14 protein-coding genes and 1 pseudogene are annotated in these 18,092 nt (G+C 69.0%); 7 read left to right on the top strand and 8 right to left on the bottom strand.

The genetic code is table 11. The annotated features are described in order from the left end of the window. Positions 1 to 101: 101 nt before the first annotated feature. Both ACLQ7T_RS12720 and ACLQ7T_RS12715 read right to left on the bottom strand, forming a co-directional pair. On the bottom strand, positions 102 to 1,304 hold the full coding sequence (locus tag ACLQ7T_RS12720; protein WP_420479754.1) for an exo-beta-N-acetylmuramidase NamZ family protein: 1,203 nt from the start codon (positions 1,302 to 1,304) through the stop codon (positions 102 to 104). After that, the gene (locus ACLQ7T_RS12715; protein WP_420479753.1) at positions 1,301 to 1,885 is read right to left on the bottom strand and encodes a DOMON-like domain-containing protein; all 585 of its coding nucleotides are present in this window, start codon (positions 1,883 to 1,885) and stop codon (positions 1,301 to 1,303) included. The genes ACLQ7T_RS12720 and ACLQ7T_RS12715 overlap by 4 nt, the downstream gene beginning before the upstream one ends. Before the next feature lie 194 nt (positions 1,886 to 2,079). Here ACLQ7T_RS12715 and tyrS point away from each other — a divergent pair, with 194 nt between their 5' ends. The 4 genes from tyrS to ACLQ7T_RS12695 all read left to right on the top strand — a co-directional run bounded on the left by tyrS (position 2,080) and on the right by ACLQ7T_RS12695 (position 5,684). Then, complete coding sequence (tyrS, locus tag ACLQ7T_RS12710) at positions 2,080 to 3,336, top strand: tyrosine--tRNA ligase (protein ID WP_420479752.1); 1,257 nt, start codon at positions 2,080 to 2,082, stop codon at positions 3,334 to 3,336. After that, positions 3,336 to 3,803 (top strand): peroxiredoxin, encoded by a 468-nt coding sequence (locus ACLQ7T_RS12705; RefSeq protein WP_420479751.1) that lies wholly within the window; start codon positions 3,336 to 3,338, stop codon positions 3,801 to 3,803. The genes tyrS and ACLQ7T_RS12705 overlap by 1 nt, the downstream gene beginning before the upstream one ends. A gap of 197 nt (positions 3,804 to 4,000) precedes the next feature. Continuing rightward, positions 4,001 to 5,152 carry a M23 family metallopeptidase gene (locus ACLQ7T_RS12700; RefSeq protein WP_420470970.1) on the top strand — a complete coding sequence of 384 codons (1,152 nt, stop codon included), beginning with the start codon at positions 4,001 to 4,003 and terminating at the stop codon, positions 5,150 to 5,152. Beyond that, positions 5,136 to 5,684 (top strand): bactofilin family protein, encoded by a 549-nt coding sequence (locus ACLQ7T_RS12695; RefSeq protein WP_420479750.1) that lies wholly within the window; start codon positions 5,136 to 5,138, stop codon positions 5,682 to 5,684. Before ACLQ7T_RS12700 ends, ACLQ7T_RS12695 begins: the two co-directional genes overlap by 17 nt. A 215-nt stretch (positions 5,685 to 5,899) precedes the next feature. On the opposite strand, the gene prfB is transcribed toward ACLQ7T_RS12695, so the two are convergent. The 5 genes from prfB to ACLQ7T_RS12670 all read right to left on the bottom strand — a co-directional run bounded on the left by prfB (position 5,900) and on the right by ACLQ7T_RS12670 (position 12,136). After that, positions 5,900 to 7,022, bottom strand: a protein-coding gene (prfB, locus tag ACLQ7T_RS12690) for a peptide chain release factor 2 (RefSeq protein ID WP_420479749.1) whose coding sequence is annotated in 2 segments (ribosomal slippage) — positions 5,900 to 6,952 and positions 6,954 to 7,022 — 1,122 coding nt in all. Because the reading frame shifts where the segments join, the coding sequence is not laid out codon by codon here. A gap of 96 nt (positions 7,023 to 7,118) precedes the next feature. Then, on the bottom strand, positions 7,119 to 9,566 hold the full coding sequence (locus tag ACLQ7T_RS12685; protein WP_420479748.1) for a penicillin-binding protein 1A: 2,448 nt from the start codon (positions 9,564 to 9,566) through the stop codon (positions 7,119 to 7,121). A gap of 9 nt (positions 9,567 to 9,575) precedes the next feature. Continuing rightward, positions 9,576 to 10,331: an exonuclease domain-containing protein gene (locus tag ACLQ7T_RS12680; RefSeq protein WP_420479747.1), complete on the bottom strand. Its 756-nt coding sequence runs from the start codon at positions 10,329 to 10,331 to the stop codon at positions 9,576 to 9,578. 30 nt (positions 10,332 to 10,361) lie between these two features. Further along, positions 10,362 to 10,895 carry a hypothetical protein gene (locus tag ACLQ7T_RS12675; protein WP_420479746.1) on the bottom strand — a complete coding sequence of 178 codons (534 nt, stop codon included), beginning with the start codon at positions 10,893 to 10,895 and terminating at the stop codon, positions 10,362 to 10,364. Between the two features lie 23 nt (positions 10,896 to 10,918). Then, complete coding sequence (locus ACLQ7T_RS12670) at positions 10,919 to 12,136, bottom strand: N-acetylmuramoyl-L-alanine amidase family protein (RefSeq protein ID WP_420479745.1); 1,218 nt, start codon at positions 12,134 to 12,136, stop codon at positions 10,919 to 10,921. A gap of 461 nt (positions 12,137 to 12,597) precedes the next feature. Between ACLQ7T_RS12670 and ACLQ7T_RS12665 the strand changes: the two genes are divergently transcribed. From ACLQ7T_RS12665 to ACLQ7T_RS12655, 3 genes are all read left to right on the top strand, one after another. Further along, entirely contained in the window at positions 12,598 to 15,237 is a 2,640-nt protein-coding gene (locus ACLQ7T_RS12665) for an Rne/Rng family ribonuclease (protein WP_420479744.1), read from the top strand. Between the two features lie 64 nt (positions 15,238 to 15,301). Continuing rightward, entirely contained in the window at positions 15,302 to 16,711 is a 1,410-nt protein-coding gene (locus ACLQ7T_RS12660) for a M48 family metalloprotease (RefSeq protein ID WP_420479743.1), read from the top strand. A gap of 15 nt (positions 16,712 to 16,726) precedes the next feature. Continuing rightward, the gene (locus ACLQ7T_RS12655) at positions 16,727 to 17,530 is read left to right on the top strand and encodes a DsbA family protein (RefSeq protein ID WP_420479742.1); all 804 of its coding nucleotides are present in this window, start codon (positions 16,727 to 16,729) and stop codon (positions 17,528 to 17,530) included. On the opposite strand, the pseudogene ACLQ7T_RS12650 reads toward ACLQ7T_RS12655, so the two are convergent. Then, positions 17,527 to 18,092: pseudogene (locus tag ACLQ7T_RS12650) on the bottom strand (hypothetical protein); the annotation flags it as partial. The gene ACLQ7T_RS12655 and the pseudogene ACLQ7T_RS12650 overlap by 4 nt on opposite strands.

Below are 18,092 nucleotides of genomic sequence, written 5' to 3'. Positions count from 1 at the left end.
TTTATACAAAAATCTGCTGCAACACCAACGACCAGGCACGGATCAGCGTTCGCCGGCGCGCGCCCGCGCAGGCGTCGCCTTCGGCGCTGCAGCACAGCGTGTCAGTACAGGAGGAAGGGCGCGCGGGCGGTCAGCCAGGCCTGTTCGTCCGGCGTCGCCAGGGCGTCCAGATCGTCCGGCGTCGTGTCGGGGTTATCCACCCACTCGCGCAGGCCCGGCCCGCCGTTGATCACGTCGATCGGCAGCTTGCCGAACGCGTATTCATACGGGAAGTCGCGCCACAGGTCGTAGTCCGGATACAGCCGCCGGACCGCCTTGAAGCCCAGCGCCTGCACCCGCCACGGCTGGAAGGCCTCATGGTCGTAGGCCGGGTCGTCGACGTGGATCTGCACGCCCGAGCACAGCTTGCCGACGTGCTTGTGGAAGGTCGGCTCGAACCACATGTCGCGCAGCACGCAGCCCTTCAGCCATTGCGGCGCGAAGGCCTTCATCTCGGCGATCACAGCCCGCGCGTCGATGTCCGGCGCCCCGAACAGCTCCAGCGGCCGGGTCGTCCCCCGCCCTTCCGACAGGGTCGCCCCCTCCAGCATGACGGTGCCCGCATAGGCGCGGGTCATGGAGACGTTGGGCGCATTGGGGCTGGGGTTGATCCAGCTCCGCGCGTTCAGCGGCCAGCCGTAGCCGGGGCCTTCGGCGGGCGTCCAGCCCTCCATCTCGATGACGCGATAGGCCACATCCAGCTTGAAGTGGTCGATGAACCACAAGCCCATCTCGCCCAAGGTCATTCCGTGCCGCATCGGCATCGGCCCGGCCCCGACGAAGCTCTCCCAGCCCTCGACCAGGGTCGTGCCCTCGACCGGCCGCCCGGCGGGGTTCGGGCGGTCCAGCACCCAGACCTCCTTGCCGTGTTCGGCCGCCGCTTCCAGCATGTAGAGCAGGGTCGTCACGAATGTGTAGATTCGACAGCCCACGTCCTGCAGGTCGATCAGGACGACGTCGAACGTCTCCATCCACTCGCCACGCGGCCGACGGACCTCGCCGTACAGGCTGAAGACGGGGATGCCGTGCACCGGATCGGTATAGTCCGGGCTCTCCATCATATTGTCCTGCAGGTCGCCCTTCATCCCGTGCTGCGGCCCAAAGGCGGCCGTCAGGGTGATGTCCGGATGCGCCGCCAGCGCATCGACCGCATGGGTCAGGTCCTGCGTCGTCGACGCCGGATGCGCCACCAGCGCCACGCGGCGCCCCTTGAGCGGCGCGCTCAGGGCGGGATCGGACAGCAGGCGGTCGAGACCGAACTTCATGGCAGCTCCGGCGCCGGCAGGACCAGCGCGAACGAGTCGGGATGATGGAAGTCCGGCTTATCCGAAGGATGGGCCAGCGCCCAATAGGTCTTCTCGCCCTGCTTGGTCTCGATCACGGCGGACAGCCCCATCCGCCACGGCGCGTCAGCCCGCAACTGCGGCGCCGCCGAAAGGTCGATAAAGGCCTGCAACTGCCAGAGATCCCCGTCCCTGTGCGCCTCCACAACCGGGGCGGCGATCACCGGACTGGTCATCCCCGACCTGTAGCCGGTGAACTGGTAGAGGGCCCAATCCCCCGAGGGGGAAAGGTTGAACTCGTAGTACCCCCCTTCGAATTCGATGAAGGCCTCACAGCAGGTATGCTCCCAGAGGCCGTCCGTCCGTGACCGCTCGGCGCGCGGGCGCGTCCTCGGCAACCGCAGTGGAGACGCGCCCACCACGCTGAACCACAGATGCAACTGGCCATCGGCGCGGCGCGTCGCGTCGCAGCCGATCCGCAGGCCTGCGGGGCCACGACTTCCCGGGTAGGCTTCGAGGAAGGACCGGACGGTCGGACCGTAGACGGGATTGCGTGGGGACATCCGCCACCGATACCCCGCCCTTGACGCCGGTCAACCGCTACGGTTACCCAGACGCCCATGTTCGCCCGCGCCATCAACACCGGCCTCTATTACCGCCCCTCGATCTGATCGAGCGGCCCGCGAACCCCTGCGCCGCACCCAGCCGGCGCAATCCCCACAAGACGCTCGCCGGCTTCCCTGCTAACGGAGCCTCCATGAGCGACCAGTCCTTCAAGTCCGACTTCCTGCGCACCCTCCAGGCGCGTGGCTACATCCATCAGATCACCCACCCGACCGAGCTGGACGAGGCGGCGTCGAGCGGCGTGGTCTCGGCCTACATCGGCTTCGACGCTACGGCGCCCTCGCTGCACGTCGGCAGCCTGATCCAGATCATGATGCTGCGCCGCCTCCAGCAGGCCGGGCACAAGCCGGTGGTCCTGATGGGCGGCGGCACGACCAAGGTCGGCGACCCGACCGGCAAGGACGCCTCGCGCCCGCAGCTGACGGACGAGACCATCCAGTCGAACATCGACGGCATCAAACAGGTCTTCGCCCGCTTCCTGACCTTCGGCGACGGCCCGACCGACGCGGTCATGGTCAACAATGACGAATGGCTCTCGCAGTTCGGCTACATCCAGTTCCTGCGCGACTTCGGCACCCACTTCACGGTCAACCGGATGCTCGCCTTCGACTCGGTCAAGCTGCGCCTCGAGCGCGAGCAGCCGATGACCTTCCTCGAGTTCAACTACATGCTGATGCAGTCGGTGGACTTCCTGGAGCTGAACCGCAGCCACGGCGTCACCCTGCAGATGGGCGGGTCGGACCAGTGGGGGAACATCACCTCGGGCGTCGATTTGGTGCGCCGCGTGGATCAGAAGGCCGCCTTCGGCCTGACCACGCCCCTGCTGACCACGGCCTCGGGCGGCAAGATGGGCAAGACCGCCCAGGGCGCCGTCTGGCTGAACGCCGACCAGCTCAGCCCCTACGACTACTGGCAGTTCTGGCGCAACGCCGACGACGCCGACGTGGGCAAGTTCCTGCGCCTGTTCACCGACCTGTCGCTGGACGAGATCGCCGCCCTGGAAGCCCTCGAAGGCGCGCAGATCAACGACGCCAAGAAGGCGCTGGCCGACGCCGCGACCACCATGCTCCACGGCGCCGAAGCCGCCGCGACGGCCCGCGCCGCCGCCGAGAGCGCCTTCGAGAAGGGTCAACTGTCCGCCGACCTGCCGACGGTCGAGATCGCTCGTGACGAGGTCATCGGCGCCATGCTGGCCGCTGTCGCGACCAAGGCCGGTCTGACCGCCTCCAACGGCGAGGCCCGTCGCCTCGCCCAGGGCGGCGGCCTGCGCCTGAACGACGAAGCCATCGCCGACGGCGCCCGCCTGATCGAAGCCGCCGACGTCAACGCCGACGGCGTCTTCAAGCTGGCCGCCGGCAAGAAGAAGATCGTTCTGGTGAGGCCGGTCTGATGCCCCAGATCACCGAAGGCACGAAGGCCCCCGCCTTCGACATGGCCACCGCCGACGGCGGGCGGATCACGCTGGACGGGCTGAAGGGCAAGGCTGTCGTGGTCTACTTCTACCCCAAGGCCGACACGCCCGGCTGCACCACCGAGGGCCAGGACTTCTCGGCCCTGATCGGCGACTTCGACGCCGCCGACGCCGTGGTCATCGGCGTTTCGCGTGATCCGGTGAAGAAGCTGGCCCGCTTCGCCGACAAGCGTGACCTCAAGGTCGTTCTGGCCTCCGACGAACCCGAGGACGTCACCCTCGCCTACGGGGTCTGGGTCGAGAAGAAGCTCTATGGCCGCGAGTATATGGGCATCGAACGCGCCACCTTCCTGATCGATGGCAAAGGCGTCGTGCGGCGCGTGTGGCGCAAGGTTTCGGTCAAGGGCCACGCCGCCGAAGTGCTCGCCGCCGTACAGTCGCTCTGAGTCCGGAACAGTTTCGGCCGTCACAGATGTAACGGCCGTTACAGCGTCGCCCCGATACGCCTGAGACGCGAAAAACGGCGACGAATACCGCCGTTCTTCGCCAAAAGACCATCCAGCGTGGTTAACAAGTCGTGAAGAGACTTGTCGCGCCTCTACAGTCGTGGCTGATAACGGGCCGGACGTGGGGGCGTTTGTGTATGAGTGAACACGAAACCGGAGGCAGGCGATCATTGATCGGACGCTGGTTCCCGACCCGGTACCTCTATCTGCGTGATGGAGACGCGGTGAAGGCCTGGGCCCTGACCCCGGGCCGGCAGGCGCTCGCGGCCGTCGGCGCGGTGCTCCTCGGCGGCTGGTTCCTGGTGGCCTCAGGCGGTTTCGCCCTCGACATGATCCGGCAGAGCGACGCGGACCGCGCCATCGCCCGCAACCGCGCCGGGGCCGAACGCCTGAATGCCGACCTGCAGGCGCGACTGGACAGCGCCGTCATCCGGATGAGCGCCAGCTCGGGCTCCATCGACGAAATGGCCCAGATGGTCGAGCGCCGCCATGCCGCCCTGACCCGGGTCATGACCCTTTTCCGCGGCGTCGACGGCGCCCAGGAGGCGCTCCGGCCCGCCGCGCCCCTCAACCCCGACCGCAGCACGCCCGTCCAGCGCGTCGTGGCTGTGCGGATGGATCAGGAACGGCTGATCGCCCGCGCCGAGACCGTCGCCAGCAGCCGGGCCGAACGACTGCGGCTGGCCTTCCGCCTCGCGGGTCTGAATCCGGCCGCCTATGCGCCGCGCGACGCCGCCCTGGGCGGTCCGCTGATCGACGCCAGCGATCCCCGGGCGCTCGGCGCCGTGCTGGACGTCGATGAGGCCTTCGCCGTCCGGATCCAGCACGCGGCCGACAATCTCTCGGACATGCGGCTGCTGGCCGACGCCGCCGAAGGCCTGCCGTTCCGCCGCCCCACCAACGCCCGAACCACCTCGGGCTACGGCGTCCGCTTTGACCCCTTCAACGGCCGGCCCGCCGTGCATCAGGGACAGGACTTCGCGGCCCCGCTGAACACCCCCATCCACGCCACGGCTCCGGGCGTCGTTTCTTTTGTCGGCGTGCGTTCAGGGTATGGCAACGTCGTTGAGATAGACCATGGGCGTGGTTTCAAGACCCGCTTCGCCCATCTGAATTCCATGGCCGTCCGGACGGGCCAGCGTGTCACGCTGGGGCAACGCATCGGCGCCATGGGAACCACCGGACGCTCCACCGGCGTCCACCTGCACTATGAGGTGTGGCTGAACGGCCGCCCGCAGAACCCCGCCCGCTTCATGAGAGCCGGAGACCAACTTGTTCAACAAGACTAAATCCCCCGCCCCGCAGCCCCAGTCGCGCTCTGACTCCGGCTCGTCGATCCCGCCCTTGCCGGATCTGCCCGCCCCGGGCGCCGCCCCGGTTCCGGCCGCCGCGCCCCGCGCTGCGGCCCCGGCCACCCCGCAGCGTGGCCTGTCGACCCTGTCCTCGGACCTTCAGTTTGAAGGCAACGTCTCGGGTGCGGGCGATCTGCAGATCGACGGCCAGGTGAAGGGCGACGTCCGCGTCGGCCGCCTGATCGTCGGCGAAACCGGCGCCGTCGAAGGCAATGTGTCGGCCGACTATGTCGAGGTCCGCGGCCGCGTCGTCGGCGCCGTCTCGGGCAAGCAGGTCAAGCTGATCGCCACCGCCTATGTGGATGGCGACATCACCGCCGAGCAGCTGTCGATCGACATCGGCGCCTACTTCCAGGGCCGCGTCCTGCAGGGCCGCCGCGAAGCTCCGGCGCCCGCCGCCCCGGCGCCGGCTCCGCGCCCCGTCGAGGTCGCGCCGCAGATCATCGACATGAAGCCCCCGGTCGCCTGAGGCGAGCGAGTGGCTCAATGAAAAAGGCCCCGGAGCGATCCGGGGCCTTTTGCTTTGGCGGGCCGCCTTGGAAGACCGAGCCCGGCTGGTGGTTAGTGGCCAGTGATTAGTGGGTGATGGGGCGAACGCCGGAGGTCGCCCTGCGAGAGCTGCTCTGGGTCCAGGCCAACCACTAACCACTAATCACTTCCCGGCAGCCTGCCGGCCGCCGGCCCTCACTCGACCGTCGACCCCCGCGTCTCACCGACCCGCGCGGCCAGGGCCGCGCCCATGAAGTCGTCGAGATCGCCGTCGAGGACCCCCTGGGTGTCCGAGGTTTCGACGTTGGTCCGCAGGTCCTTCACCATCTGGTACGGCTGAAGCACGTACGATCGGATCTGGTGCCCCCAGCCGATGTCGGTCTTGGCGTCAGCCAGGGCCTGGGCGGCGGCCTCGCGCTTCTGCAGTTCCAGTTCGTACAGACGGGCGCGCAGCATCTTCCACGCCTGTTCGCGGTTCTGGTGCTGCGAGCGACCGGCCTGACAGGCGACGACCGTGTTGGTCGGCACGTGGGTCAGACGGACGGCGGAGTCGGTCTTGTTGATGTGCTGACCCCCGGCGCCGGAGGCCCGGTAGGTGTCGGTCCGGACGTCGGCCGGATTGATGTCGATCTCGATGGCGTCGTCGACCACCGGCGACACCCCGATCGAGGCGAAGCTGGTGTGGCGCTTGGCGGCGGCGTCATAGGGGCTGATGCGAACGAGACGGTGCACGCCCGATTCCGACTTCAGCCAGCCATAGGCGTTGGGGCCCTTCACCTGGATGGTGGCGGACTTGATCCCGGCCTGTTCACCGGCTTCCTCGGCCTCGACCTCGACCTCATAGCCGTGCGCGCGCGCCCAGCGGCTGTACATGCGCAGCAGCATGCCGGCCCAGTCGTTGGACTCGGTGCCGCCGGCGCCGGAGTTCACTTCCAGATAGGCGTCATTGCCGTCCGCCTCGCCGGCCAGCAGTGCTTCCAGCTCGGCCCGGGCGGCGCGATCCTTGATGGCCTTCAGATCGGCGCGCGCGCCCTCAAGGGCCGCCTCATCGCCTTCCTCGTCGGCCATGTCGGCCAGCATGACCCCGTCCTCGAGGCCCTGCTCCATCTCACGGACGGCGTTGACCTGGCTTTCCAGCCGCGACCGGTCCCGGCTGACGGCCTGGGCCTCATCGGGGTTGTCCCAAAGCGTCGGGTCCTCGACCCGCGCGTTCAGCTCATCGAGCTTCCTGAGTGCGACATCCCAGTCAAAGACGCCTCCTGAGCAGAGCGATGCTCTGCTCGATGTCGGCCTTCATGGCCTCGACATCCGGTCTCATCGCGAACTCCTGCGATCCAAAAACGAGCGGCGGACATAAAGCGCACCGCGGCAAAGGGGAAGAGCGCGGGGCCCTTCCCTGTGTCGGGCCCGCCGCCTAGTAGAGCCCGTCCAGATCCGCCGCCGGCTCCTTGCGGGGCGGTGGCGGCGTGGTCGGGGGCGGGGTCGGGGTCGTGGACGGGCCGCTGACCTCCTCTTCCTCGCGCCGGAGGACGTCGAGGTAGTTCTGGGGGCCGACCGGGGTCTCCGGCGCGGGCGCCTCCTCCTGACGACGGTTCTCGGTGCCCGGACGGAAGGCCTCCTCGATGCCGTTCACCGTGCGGAAGACGGCGTTGCGCGGCCGGACGAACGGACGGGCCGGGCGCTCGCGCAGGGCGACCTGCATGAACTCATTGAAGACCGGCACCGGCCCCGTGGCCCCCGTCTCGCCCGAACCGAGCGGGCGGTTGTCATCGAAGCCGAAGAAGACGCCCACGACGATGTCGGACGAGAAGCCGACGAACCAGGCCGAACGGTACTCATTGGTGGTGCCCGTCTTGCCGCCGACCCAGCGACCCAGACCCCGGGCGCTGGCGGCGGTGCCCCGCTGGACCACGCCTTCGAGCATCGAGCTGATCTGATAGGCGGTGATCGGGTCGATCACCTGTTCGCCCCGGGCCTCCAGCCGCGGCGACTCCTGGCCGCTGAAGGCGCGGCCGCAATCGCGGCAACGGCGCTGGTCGGCGCGGAAGATAGTCTCGCCGTCCCGGTCCTGGACCATCTCGATCAGGTAGGGATTGACCCGGCGCCCGCCGTTGACGAAGGCGGCGTAGGCGGCGGTCAGGCGGTAGGGCGTGGTCTCCCCCGCCCCCAGCGACACCGACAGGTTGGGCTGCAGGTCGTCAGCGACCCCCATCTTCTCGGCCAGGGAGACGACATTGGTCATGCCGATGTCCTGGGCCAGACGCACGGTCATGACGTTGCGAGACAGTTCCAGGCCGCGACGCAGGGTCTGGGGGCCGTAATATTCACGGCTGTAGTTTTCGGGCGTCCAGCGTTCGCCGTTGCGGCCGCCGGCGAAGCTGATCGGGGCGTCCAGCACGATCGAGGCCGGGGTGTAGTCGCCCTCCAGCGCCGTCGCATAGACAAAGGGCTTGAAGGCCGAACCCGGCTGACGACGGGCCTGGGTGGCGCGGTTGAAGCTGGACAGGGCGTAGGAATAGCCGCCGACCATGGCGAGCACCCGGCCCGACTGGGGCTCGATCGCCACAAGGGCGCCGTTCACGCGCGGCACCTGCTTCAGGGCGTACTGGCCGCCGCTGCGCTGCACGAAGATCAGATCGCCGCGTTTCAGCGGTCGGTTGGCGTTGGCCCAGGCGGCGTCGGCGGTCAGCAGATAGCCGACCGCGTCATCCTTGGCGCTGCGGATACGGACGCTGTTGCCGGCGACGTTCTCGACGGCGGCGGCTTCCCAGCTGCGACGCTCCGGCGGGCGGGTCTGGCGCAGGGCTTCGGCCTGCCAGCCGTCGGCGAAGTCCGTCGTGCCCCAGGCACCGCGCCAGCCGTGGCGGCGGTCATAGTTCTCCAGCCCCTTCATCAGGGCGTCGCGGGCCGCCGACTGAAGCTCGGGGTCCAGCGTCGTGCGCATGTAGTAGCCGCCTCGATTGACCTCTTCGGCGCCGAACTGACGGATGGCTTGGCGACGAGCCTCCTCGACGAAGAAGTCGGCGTCCGCGTACTGGGCGCGGCGGGGGGCGTCCTGGGCGCTGAGCGGCCGCGCCCGTCCGGCGGCGACCTGCTCGGGCGTCAGGAATCCGTTCTCGCCCATTTCGCCCAGCACCCAGTCCCGACGGCCCTTGGCCGCGCCCGGGTGACGCTTGGGGTGATAGTTGTTCGGCCCCTTGGGCAGGGCGGCAAGGAAGGCCGCCTCGTCCGGCGTCAGCTGATCCAGCGACTTGCCGAAATAGTTGTAGGCGGCCGCCGCCACCCCGTAGGAGCGGTAGCCGAGGAAAATTTCATTCAGATACAGTTCAAGAATCTGCTGCTTGCTGAGCGTCGCCTCGAGGCGATTTGCGAGAATCGCCTCCTTCACCTTGCGGTTCAGGCTCGATTCGTTGGTCAGCAGGACGTTTTTGGCGACCTGCTGGGTGATGGTCGAGCCGCCCTCCAGGCGCCGGCCGGTGGCAGCGTTGAAGACGTTCTTGAACATCGCCCGGCCCAGACCCGACACGTCGATCCCGCCGTGTTCGAAGAACCGGCTGTCCTCGGCCGAGAGGAAGGCCTGGATGACCGGCAGGGGAATCTGTTCGTAGGCGACGTAGATCCGCCGCTCGTCCGAAAACTCGCCGATCAGGGTGCCGTCGCCGGCATAGACCCGCGTGGCGGTCGCCGGGCGATAATCCGCCAGCTCCGACGCGTCCGGCAGGTCGTGGAACAGCCAGGCGGCGTAGATGGTCACGATCAGCCCCGCCAGGGTGATCGCGCCGAGCAGGCCGACGCCCGCCAGCACGAACCAGCGCTCGGCGATCTTGAAACCCTTGATATTCGGAAGGCGCAGCTGCGGCATGACGCCGGTTTAGCCCGCGTCGGTCATGTCCGCCAGAGGACCTTTGGATGCGGCGGTTCGACGGCCCAGTTCCTGTCGCGCCGCGGCCACGACATCGGCGTCCATATCCGCCTGCCCGGCCATCCAGCGCAGGTAGTCGCCCGGCGCCTCGGCCCAGCGAACGCCCCTGTGCTTGCCGAAGGGAATGCGGTCCAGACGCCTCGGCTCACGGGTCCAGGCGATCATCTGCTCGACCGTCGCCTCCCGGAGCAGGTCGATCAGGAGATGGGCGGTCACCCAGGCGTCCGGACCGGCCCTGTGGGCCGGATTGGCCAGCGCCGGGTCCAGTTTCAGCTGTCGCCAGTAGCGCAGGACCTGGTTGGAATGCCCGGGCGCCTGCGGCCAGACCGCCTTGGCCGACCGGACCGTACAGATCCACGGCAGGCCGCCATGGGCGGTGTCGGCGATGAACCCACGCTCGAAATTCGCCGCGTGGGCCACCATTACGTCCGCCGGCTCCGCGAACATCTCCCGCAGCGCATATTCGTCGCAGTGGGGGTCGTCCGGGCTGAAATCATCGGGGGTCAGGTGATGCACCGCCATCGCATGCACCGAAATCTCGCCGCGCGGCCGGAACAGCTTCGTCACCGGCGGCAGGGCTTTCCAGCCGCCCTCCCCGTCCGGAACGACGTCGACGATGCCGACCTCGATGATCTCGGCGGTCCGGTCTCCACCGGTGGTTTCCAGATCGACGACACGCAGACGCATGGGACCCAGATAGGCCATCCGGGGCCCGGGCGCGACAGCAGCCCGCGATCAGGACGTCGGCGCACCCCGGGTCTCGTCAGAACGGCTCCCCAGCGCCTCCCGCCGCCGAACCTCTGCGTCGAGCGCGGCCTCCGCCTGCGGGCGGTAGGCCATGATCTCCTCAAACGTCCAGCCGGGCCGCTTCGGCGAATAGGTCGCGTCCGTCCATTCCAGGTCGAACGAATTGCCGCAGTTGCTGACAACCCAACGCCCGTCCAGATCAGTCAGAAACAGCAGATAGCTGTGCCGGAACTCCATATCGAACCGACCGCTATCGTTCGAATTGTAGATCGTGAAGCTCGCGGCCCGCTCGCCCTTGTAGGTGTTCAGGGTCTGGACCACGAACTCGGTCGCCAGGATGGCGTCGAAATCGTCGGGGTCGATGATGGTCCGCGCCTCGGACACCCAGCCGACGACAACGCGGTCCGCCCGCGCGAACTCGGTCGGCGTGTCAGGCCATCCGTCGGGGCAGGACGCGCTCACGGGCCCGACGCTGAGCGCCAAAGCCAGTCCGGAAGCCAGAATCGCCGCCTTCAACGCCATGCCCGCCTCCATCCGAAGGCAGCTCAGGGCTGCCCCGCCTCGCCGGTCGAGGCCATCTGCAGGGAGCCGGCCGGCGCCGCGAAATAGCCGTCGATGCCGGCCGCCACGGCGCGCATCAGCCGACGGCGCGCCCGGGTGTCGGTCAGCAGCCGTTCGTCCTCGGGATTGGTGATGTAACCCATCTCCAGAAGCACCGCCGGCACGTCCGGCGCCAGCAGGACGGCCAGACCGGCGTCGCGGTGGCTGCGACGCAGCAGCGGATGATCGGCCGCCTCGATCTCGCCCAGCAGGCTGCGGGCCAGAACGGCGGAGCGGTTCTGGGTGGCGCGCTGGGTCATGTCCAGCAGGATGCGGTCCACGGAGGCGTCGCGCCCCGGCAAGTTCAGGCTCTGGTGCCAGTTCTCGCCGCGGGTGAGCTCGCGAACCGCACGGCCGGCGCCCTGTTCGGACAGGGTGTAGACGCTGGCGCCGCGGGTGGCCGGATCCGCGATGGCGTCAGCGTGAAGCGAGATAAACAGGTCCGCCTCCGCCTCGCGGGCGATGGCCACGCGACGGTAGAGGCCCACATAGACGTCGCTGTCCCGGGTCAGCCGCACGCGATACCGGCCGGAACGCTCCAGTTCCTGCTTCAGCGCCAGGGCGGCGGCGAGGGTGATCTCGCTCTCCCGGGCGTGCGCGCCCTGGGCGCCGGGATCGCGGCCGCCGTGACCGGCGTCGATGTAGATCAGGGGGCGCTCGGCCGGCCTGGGGGCCGGTCGCGGGGTGTTGCGAGGCGCGGTCGGGGCCCGCCCGGTCGCCTTCAGGTCAATCACATAGCGATAATGGTCCACGCCGTCGCCCGGCGGGAGCAGGAAGCGACGTTCGATCTCGGCGCTGACCGCCAGGTCGAGCTCGACCCGTGAACCGCCGCCCGAACCGGCCACCCGGTATCCACGCACCAGACCCAGTCCGCTGCCCGAAAGACCGCGACCGGCGCCGATGCCCGACAGGGAGACGACGACGCGACCGTCCGCCCCGGGACGGACCACCTGCCCACGCGAATTGCGTTCCAGATCAACCACCACCCGCGTGCGCTCGGCGTCGCCGCCGAACCGGACCCGGATCACGTCACCCGCCGCCCCTGAGGCCAGGCCACGCCCCGCCATCAGGGCTGCAACGCAGAACACGAGGAAGGCGAGCGCCGTCATCGCCCATTCGCGGGCGCCCCAATGCGACAGCCTGATACGCGACAAGGCGCTCATGGAAGCGGACGACCCACCTTTATGGTTGGCCGCATCCTGCACGAACGTCGTCGCCAACGGGTTAAGGCCGATGCGACTTTTAATTCACGTTTCCAGTGACTATGCTTTGTGCGCTCGCGAAACGATCGCGTCCCCCGTTTGACGGGAAAGGGACGCGCCCTCCTCGCGGCTCTGCTTTCACTGATCCGAGGATCGACCGGCCCTATGCGGTCGACGATCCGACGAACCGGGCCCGCAACGCCGCCTTATCGAGGCGCGGACGGGTCCAGGACCGAACCGACCCATGGGCGCATTCGCCAGCCTCAACCTCCGGTCAGTCGTGACCGATTTCGCCCGCGGCGCCCGCCGCGGCGACGAGGCGTCAACGGCCCGCGCCACCCCCACCCCCATTCGGCGAGCCGCCGCGTCCCTCAGCCACGCGCTGACCGGACCGGCCCGAGCGCGCCAGAGAGAGACTACCGATGTCAAAGACCATGTTGATCGATGCGGCGCACGCGGAAGAAACCCGCGTCGCGATCGTCGAGGGCCGTCAGGTCGAGGAATTCGACTTTGAATCCCGCGCGAAGCGCCAGCTTCGCGGCAACATCTATCTCGCCAAGGTCACCCGCGTAGAGCCCAGCCTGCAGGCGGCCTTCGTCGAGTACGGCGGCAATCGCCACGGCTTCCTGGCCTTCAACGAAATTCACCCCGACTACTATCAAATCCCGGTCGCCGACCGGGAGGCGATCATGGCCGAGGCGCATTCGGACGAGGATGAGCAGGACGACCTGGGCCGCGAAAGCGACGACGGCGAGCACGAGGGCGGCTTGGCTGACGAGGAGCGCCTGAAGCGCCGCCTGATGCGCCGCTACAAAATCCAGGACGTCATCAAGCGCCGCCAGATCCTGCTGGTGCAGGTCGTCAAGGACGAGCGCGGCGGCAAGGGCGCGGCCCTGACCACCTGGCTGTCGCTGGCCGGCCGCTACTGCGTCCTGATGCCGAACACCGGCAAGGGCGGCGGCATTTCGCGCAAGATCACCAACACCTCCGACCGCAAGCGCCTGAAGGCCGCCGCCGCCGCCCTGCAGGTGCCGCAGGGCATGGGCCTGATCATCCGCACCGCGGGCGCCAAGCGCACCAAGGCCGAGATCAAGCGCGACTACGAATATCTGCTGCGCCTGTGGGAGACGATCCGCGAGACCACCCTCGCCTCCAACGCCCCGGCGATGATCTACGAGGAAGAGAATCTCGTCCGCCGCGCCGTGCGCGACATGTTCGACAAGGACTTCGACGGCATCCAGGTCGAGGGCGTGCAGGGCTTCAAGGAAGCGCGCGACTTCATGCGGGTGCTGATGCCCTCGCAGGCCAAGAAGGTGCACCTGTACCAGGGCTCGCGCCCGCTGTTCGCCTCGAACGGCATTGAAGAGACCCTGACCCAGATCCACCAGCCGGTCGTGAACCTGAAGTCCGGCGGCTATCTGGTCATCAACCAGACCGAGGCCCTGGTGGCCATCGACGTCAACTCCGGCCGCGCCACCAAGGAACGGAACGTCGAGGCCACGGCCTTCAAGACGAACATGGAGGCCGCCGCCGAGGCCGCCCGCCAGCTGCGCCTGCGCGACCTCGCCGGCCTGATCGTCATCGACTTCATCGACATGGATGAAGGCAAGAACAACCGCGCCGTCGAAAAGGCGCTGAAGGACGCGCTGGCCAAGGACCGCGCCCGCATCCAGATGGGCCGCATCTCGGGCTTCGGCCTGATGGAAATCAGCCGCCAGCGCCGCCGCCTGGGCGTGATCGAAGGCGCCACCGAGGTCTGCCCGCACTGTCAGGGCGCCGGCCGCATCCGTTCGGCGGAAAGCGCCGCCCTCGTCACCCTGCGCGCCGTCGACATCGAGGCCGGCAAGAACGGCGCGGGTTCGGTGAACCTGCGCGTCTGCACCGCCGTGGCCCTCTACATCCTGAACCACAAGCGCGACTACCTGCAGAGCCTGCTGATCCAGCGCGGCCTCAACGTGGTCATCCTGATCGACGACACCCTGGGCCAGGGCGAGAGCACGATCGACCGCACCGAAACCAACGAGGACTTCACCCCGCCCGAGAGCGCCGAGCCCTTCATCGACCTGGATGACGACTTCGACGACAGCGCCTGGGCCGAGGAGGAGGACGAGGACGAGGACGACATCATCGAGGATGATGAGGACGAGGGCGAGCTCGACCGGGAAGACGAGGACGACGACCAGCCCCGCGAGCGCGCCGAGCGCCACGACGGCGACCGCGGTGGTCGCCGCCGCCGCCGTCGCGGCGGACGCCGCGACGAGCCGGAGACCGAAAGCGTCGAAGCCGCCTCTTCGGACGAGGATGATGACAGCGAAGGCGGCCGTCGCCGCCGTCGCGGCCGTCGGGGCGGTCGCCGGATGCGTGAGGAAGGCGGCGCCGAGCGCGATTCCTTCTTCTGGGTCCGCGGTCGCACCCCGTCGCTGGAAGACCCCTATGTGTGGTTCGACCCGATCAACCCGGAACGGGCCGCCCGTCCGGACAGGGCTGCGGAACTGCCCGCCTCGGACGTGGATGAGGTCATCGGCGAGCGCCCCGAGGGCGAGGTCGGCGGCGAGCGCAGCGGCCGGTCGCGCCGTCGTCGCGGTCGCGGTCGCGGCCGCGGCGGCGAGGGCCTGACCCACGAGGTGAAGGTCGAGACCCGCGCCACCAGCGAGGGTATGCCCGCCGACGGTTCGCCGGACACGCCCGCCGCCGTGATCATCCCCGACGCCGGGGCCGAAAGCGCCCCGGTCGCGGTCGAGGAGCCCAAGCGTCGTCGCGTGCGCCGCAAGGTTTCGGCCTCGGCGACCCCGGCCTCGGACGAGGCGCCGCTGTCGACCGTTGAGCCGAACGAGATCGAGCCGGTCGGCGAACCCGTCGTGCTGGATGTCGCGCCGGAGACCGCCGTGACGCCCGAACCGGAAGCGGTCGCCGAAGCCGAGCCCGAGCCCGCCCCCGCGGCGGTCGTCGAGCCGGTCGAGGCGCCGAAGCCTGAGATCGACGTGGCCGCCCTGATCGCCGAAGATCCCAATCAGATCGCCGCCCCCCCCGAAAAGCCGAAGCGCGGGTGGTGGCGCCGCTGAAAGGCCGCGATTAGATTGTGACCATCACGATGGACGGGGGCGTCCGGGTTCACAGGAGTTCGCCATGCACTGGCTGTCCCGAAACGCCACCCGTCTGTTCGGCGCCGCCGCCGTCGCCGGTCTGACCCTGGCGACGGCCTCACCGGCCGCCGCCCAGAGCGCCATCCGCGACACGGAGATCGAGTCGATCATCCAGGACTGGTCGGACCCGGTCTTCACCGCCATGGGCCTCGAACCGTCCGAGATCGAGATCCTGCTCATCAATGAGTCGGACCTGAACGCCTTCGCGACGCGCGGGCGGATCATGGGGCTGAACACCGGCCTGATCCTGAGAACCCGGAACGCCAACGAACTGCTGGGCGTGATCGCGCACGAGGCGGGGCACATCAAGAACCGCCACACCCTGCGCGACGGGGCCCAGCAGGCGGGCATGCAGCCCCTGCTCATGACCATGGCGCTGGGCGCACTGGCCATCGCGGCCGGCGCGCCGGACGCGGGGGCGGTCCTGCTGGGGAACAGCCAGTATTTCGGCACCCTCAGCGCGTTGCGCTACATGACCCATCAGGAGGGCGAGGCCGACAACACGGGCGCCCGCGCCCTTGAGCGCGCCGGCGAATCCGGTCGCGGCCTGCTGACTTTCTTCGAGAATTTCCGCTCGCAGGAAGTCTTCTCGGACGCGCGTCGCTATCCCTATTTCCGCAGCCACCCCCTGTCCTCGGACCGGATCGAGAACCTGCGCCGGCTGGTGGCCGAACAGCCGCACTACAGCCACCAGGACAGCCCGGAGCGGATCGCCCAGCATGCCCTGATCCAGGCCAAGATCCACGCCTTCATGGATGCGCCCAACGCCACCCTGCGCGCCTATCCGGAATCGGATGTCAGCCTGCCGGGCCGCTATGCCCGCGCCATCGCCTGGTATCGCGACGGTCAGACCGAGCGGGCGCTGTCGGCGGTCGACGTGCTCCTGAGCGAACAGCCCGAGAACCCGTATTTCTGGGAGCTCAAGGGCCAGATCCTGTTCGAGGAGGGACGGCCCGCCGAGGCGATCGGGGCGCACCAGCGGTCGGTCGAACTCAAGCCCGACGCCCCCCTGCTCCGCATCAACCTGGCCCACGCCATGATCGAGACCCGCGATCCGGCCCAGATCACCCTGGCGGTGGACCAGCTCAAGCGCGCCACTGCCCTTGAATCCGACAACACCATGGGCTGGCGCCTGCTGTCCCAGGCCTATGCGAGCCAGGGCAAGGAGGGCGAGGCCCGTCTGGCCTCCGCCGAAATGTATTTCGCCATGGGCGCCGAGCAGCAGGCGACCCAGTTCGCCCTGCGCGCGCGGGACATGTTGACCCCGGGGTCGGCCGACTGGACCCGCGCGATGGACATCGTCTTCGCCTCCGGCGCCACCCAGGACGATGTCGACGATCTGGATCGTCGCAACAGCCGCAACCGTCCGGCCGTCGTGCCGGCCTCAAGCTGATTTCCGGAAGACCGCATGACCGACCAGACGCCTGAGCCCCGCGCCGAGGCCCCGTCCGCCCTGTCCCGCTTTCTGGGATCGCCCCGCGCGGGGGCCGCGGCCCTGGCGGTGTCGGTCGTGGCGCTCGGCCTTTCGGCCTTTGCGGTCTTCGGCGGCGGAGCCGTATCGGACACCGCGATCCGGAGCTATCTGCTGAACCATCCCGAGATGCTGCAGGAGATGAGCAACGCCCTGCAGGCCAGGCAGAACACGGCCGTGGCCGACTCCATTTCGCAGCGCGCGGCCCAGAGCCCCGCCCTGCTGGCCGCAGACAGTCGCGACGCCGCCTTCGGGCCGGTGGACGCCAAGGTCACGGTGGTGGAGTTCTTCGACTTCCGTTGCCCGGGCTGCAAGGCGACGGCGCCGGAGATCCTGCGCATGATGCAGGCCAACCCCGATGTGCGCTTCGTGTTCAAGGACTGGCCGATCTTGGATCGGGGCGACCCGTCCGGCCCGTCGCACTACGCCGCGCGGGCCGCGCAGGCCGCCCATGACCAGGGCAAATACCTGCCGGTCTTCCGCGCCCTGATGGCTGAAGGCGATCTGACCCCGGAGTCGATCGACGCCATTCTCGTCGCCAACGGCGTGGACCTGGCGGCCGCGCGAACGGCCATGGCAAGCCCGGATATGACCCGTCATCTGGTCGACACCGACACGGCGGCCATGGCCCTCGGTCTCCAGGCCACGCCGACCTTCCTGATCAACGGCAAGGCCATGTCGAGCATCCAGCCGACAGCGCTGGAGGCCGCCATTCGCGAGGCGCGGTCGGCCGCGCGCTAGGCCAGCTTCAGGTCCATCTCGCCGCCGATCCACTCGATCCGGGCGCGGCGGCGCGCTTCGGCGGCCGCAGCCGCGTCGCCCAGCGCCGCCTCGGCCTCCGCCAGCACGAAATAGCTGTAGGGGTCGTTCGGCCAGTCCTCGAGCAGTTCGAGTATCTTCGCCTTCGCCCCGGCGGCGTCACCGGCCATAAGCCGGGCGGCGGCGAGGCTGCGCCGGGTCGGGAACCAGATGACCGGCGGATCGCCGCCCTCGCTGCCTTCCGCCTGCAGGGCCGCGGCGGCGGAATAGGCCACGTCGGCGACGGCCCAGTCCCCGTCAATCATGGCCGCGCGTCCCTCGAGCACGCGCTGGAAGACGGTCATGAAGCGAACCGCGAAGGCGTCGTCTCCGTCTGCCTCGAGATCACTCCGGAGCGCCGCGATGGCCGCTGCCTCGGCGCGCACCGCGGCGGAGTCGCCGGCCCGCGCCGCCGCCTCCCCGCGGGCATAGCGCCAGCCCGCCCGCTGCACCGCCTCGACCAGATCCTCGGTCCGGGCCAGCACATCCTCGGCGCGGCGCACGG

It is taken from the genome of Brevundimonas sediminis (genome assembly GCF_048799765.1).
Classification (GTDB): Bacteria; Pseudomonadota; Alphaproteobacteria; order Caulobacterales; family Caulobacteraceae; genus Brevundimonas.
This window is presented reverse-complemented; position numbering and strand designations above follow the sequence as displayed.

What these genes read in the sequence shown, in the direction of transcription:
- ACLQ7T_RS12720 (WP_420479754.1), bottom strand. Translation starts at nt 1,304, where the DNA reads ATGAAGTTCGGTCTCGACCGCCTGCTGTCCGATCCCGCCCTGAGCGCG.
- ACLQ7T_RS12715 (WP_420479753.1), bottom strand. Translation starts at nt 1,885, where the DNA reads ATGTCCCCACGCAATCCCGTCTACGGTCCGACCGTCCGGTCCTTCCTC.
- tyrS (WP_420479752.1), top strand. Translation starts at nt 2,080, where the DNA reads ATGAGCGACCAGTCCTTCAAGTCCGACTTCCTGCGCACCCTCCAGGCG.
- ACLQ7T_RS12705 (WP_420479751.1), top strand. Translation starts at nt 3,336, where the DNA reads ATGCCCCAGATCACCGAAGGCACGAAGGCCCCCGCCTTCGACATGGCC.
- ACLQ7T_RS12700 (WP_420470970.1), top strand. Translation starts at nt 4,001, where the DNA reads ATGAGTGAACACGAAACCGGAGGCAGGCGATCATTGATCGGACGCTGG.
- ACLQ7T_RS12685 (WP_420479748.1), bottom strand. Translation starts at nt 9,566, where the DNA reads ATGCCGCAGCTGCGCCTTCCGAATATCAAGGGTTTCAAGATCGCCGAG.
- ACLQ7T_RS12680 (WP_420479747.1), bottom strand. Translation starts at nt 10,331, where the DNA reads ATGGCCTATCTGGGTCCCATGCGTCTGCGTGTCGTCGATCTGGAAACC.
- ACLQ7T_RS12675 (WP_420479746.1), bottom strand. Translation starts at nt 10,895, where the DNA reads ATGGCGTTGAAGGCGGCGATTCTGGCTTCCGGACTGGCTTTGGCGCTC.
- ACLQ7T_RS12670 (WP_420479745.1), bottom strand. Translation starts at nt 12,136, where the DNA reads ATGAGCGCCTTGTCGCGTATCAGGCTGTCGCATTGGGGCGCCCGCGAA.
- ACLQ7T_RS12665 (WP_420479744.1), top strand. Translation starts at nt 12,598, where the DNA reads ATGTCAAAGACCATGTTGATCGATGCGGCGCACGCGGAAGAAACCCGC.
- ACLQ7T_RS12660 (WP_420479743.1), top strand. Translation starts at nt 15,302, where the DNA reads ATGCACTGGCTGTCCCGAAACGCCACCCGTCTGTTCGGCGCCGCCGCC.
- ACLQ7T_RS12655 (WP_420479742.1), top strand. Translation starts at nt 16,727, where the DNA reads ATGACCGACCAGACGCCTGAGCCCCGCGCCGAGGCCCCGTCCGCCCTG.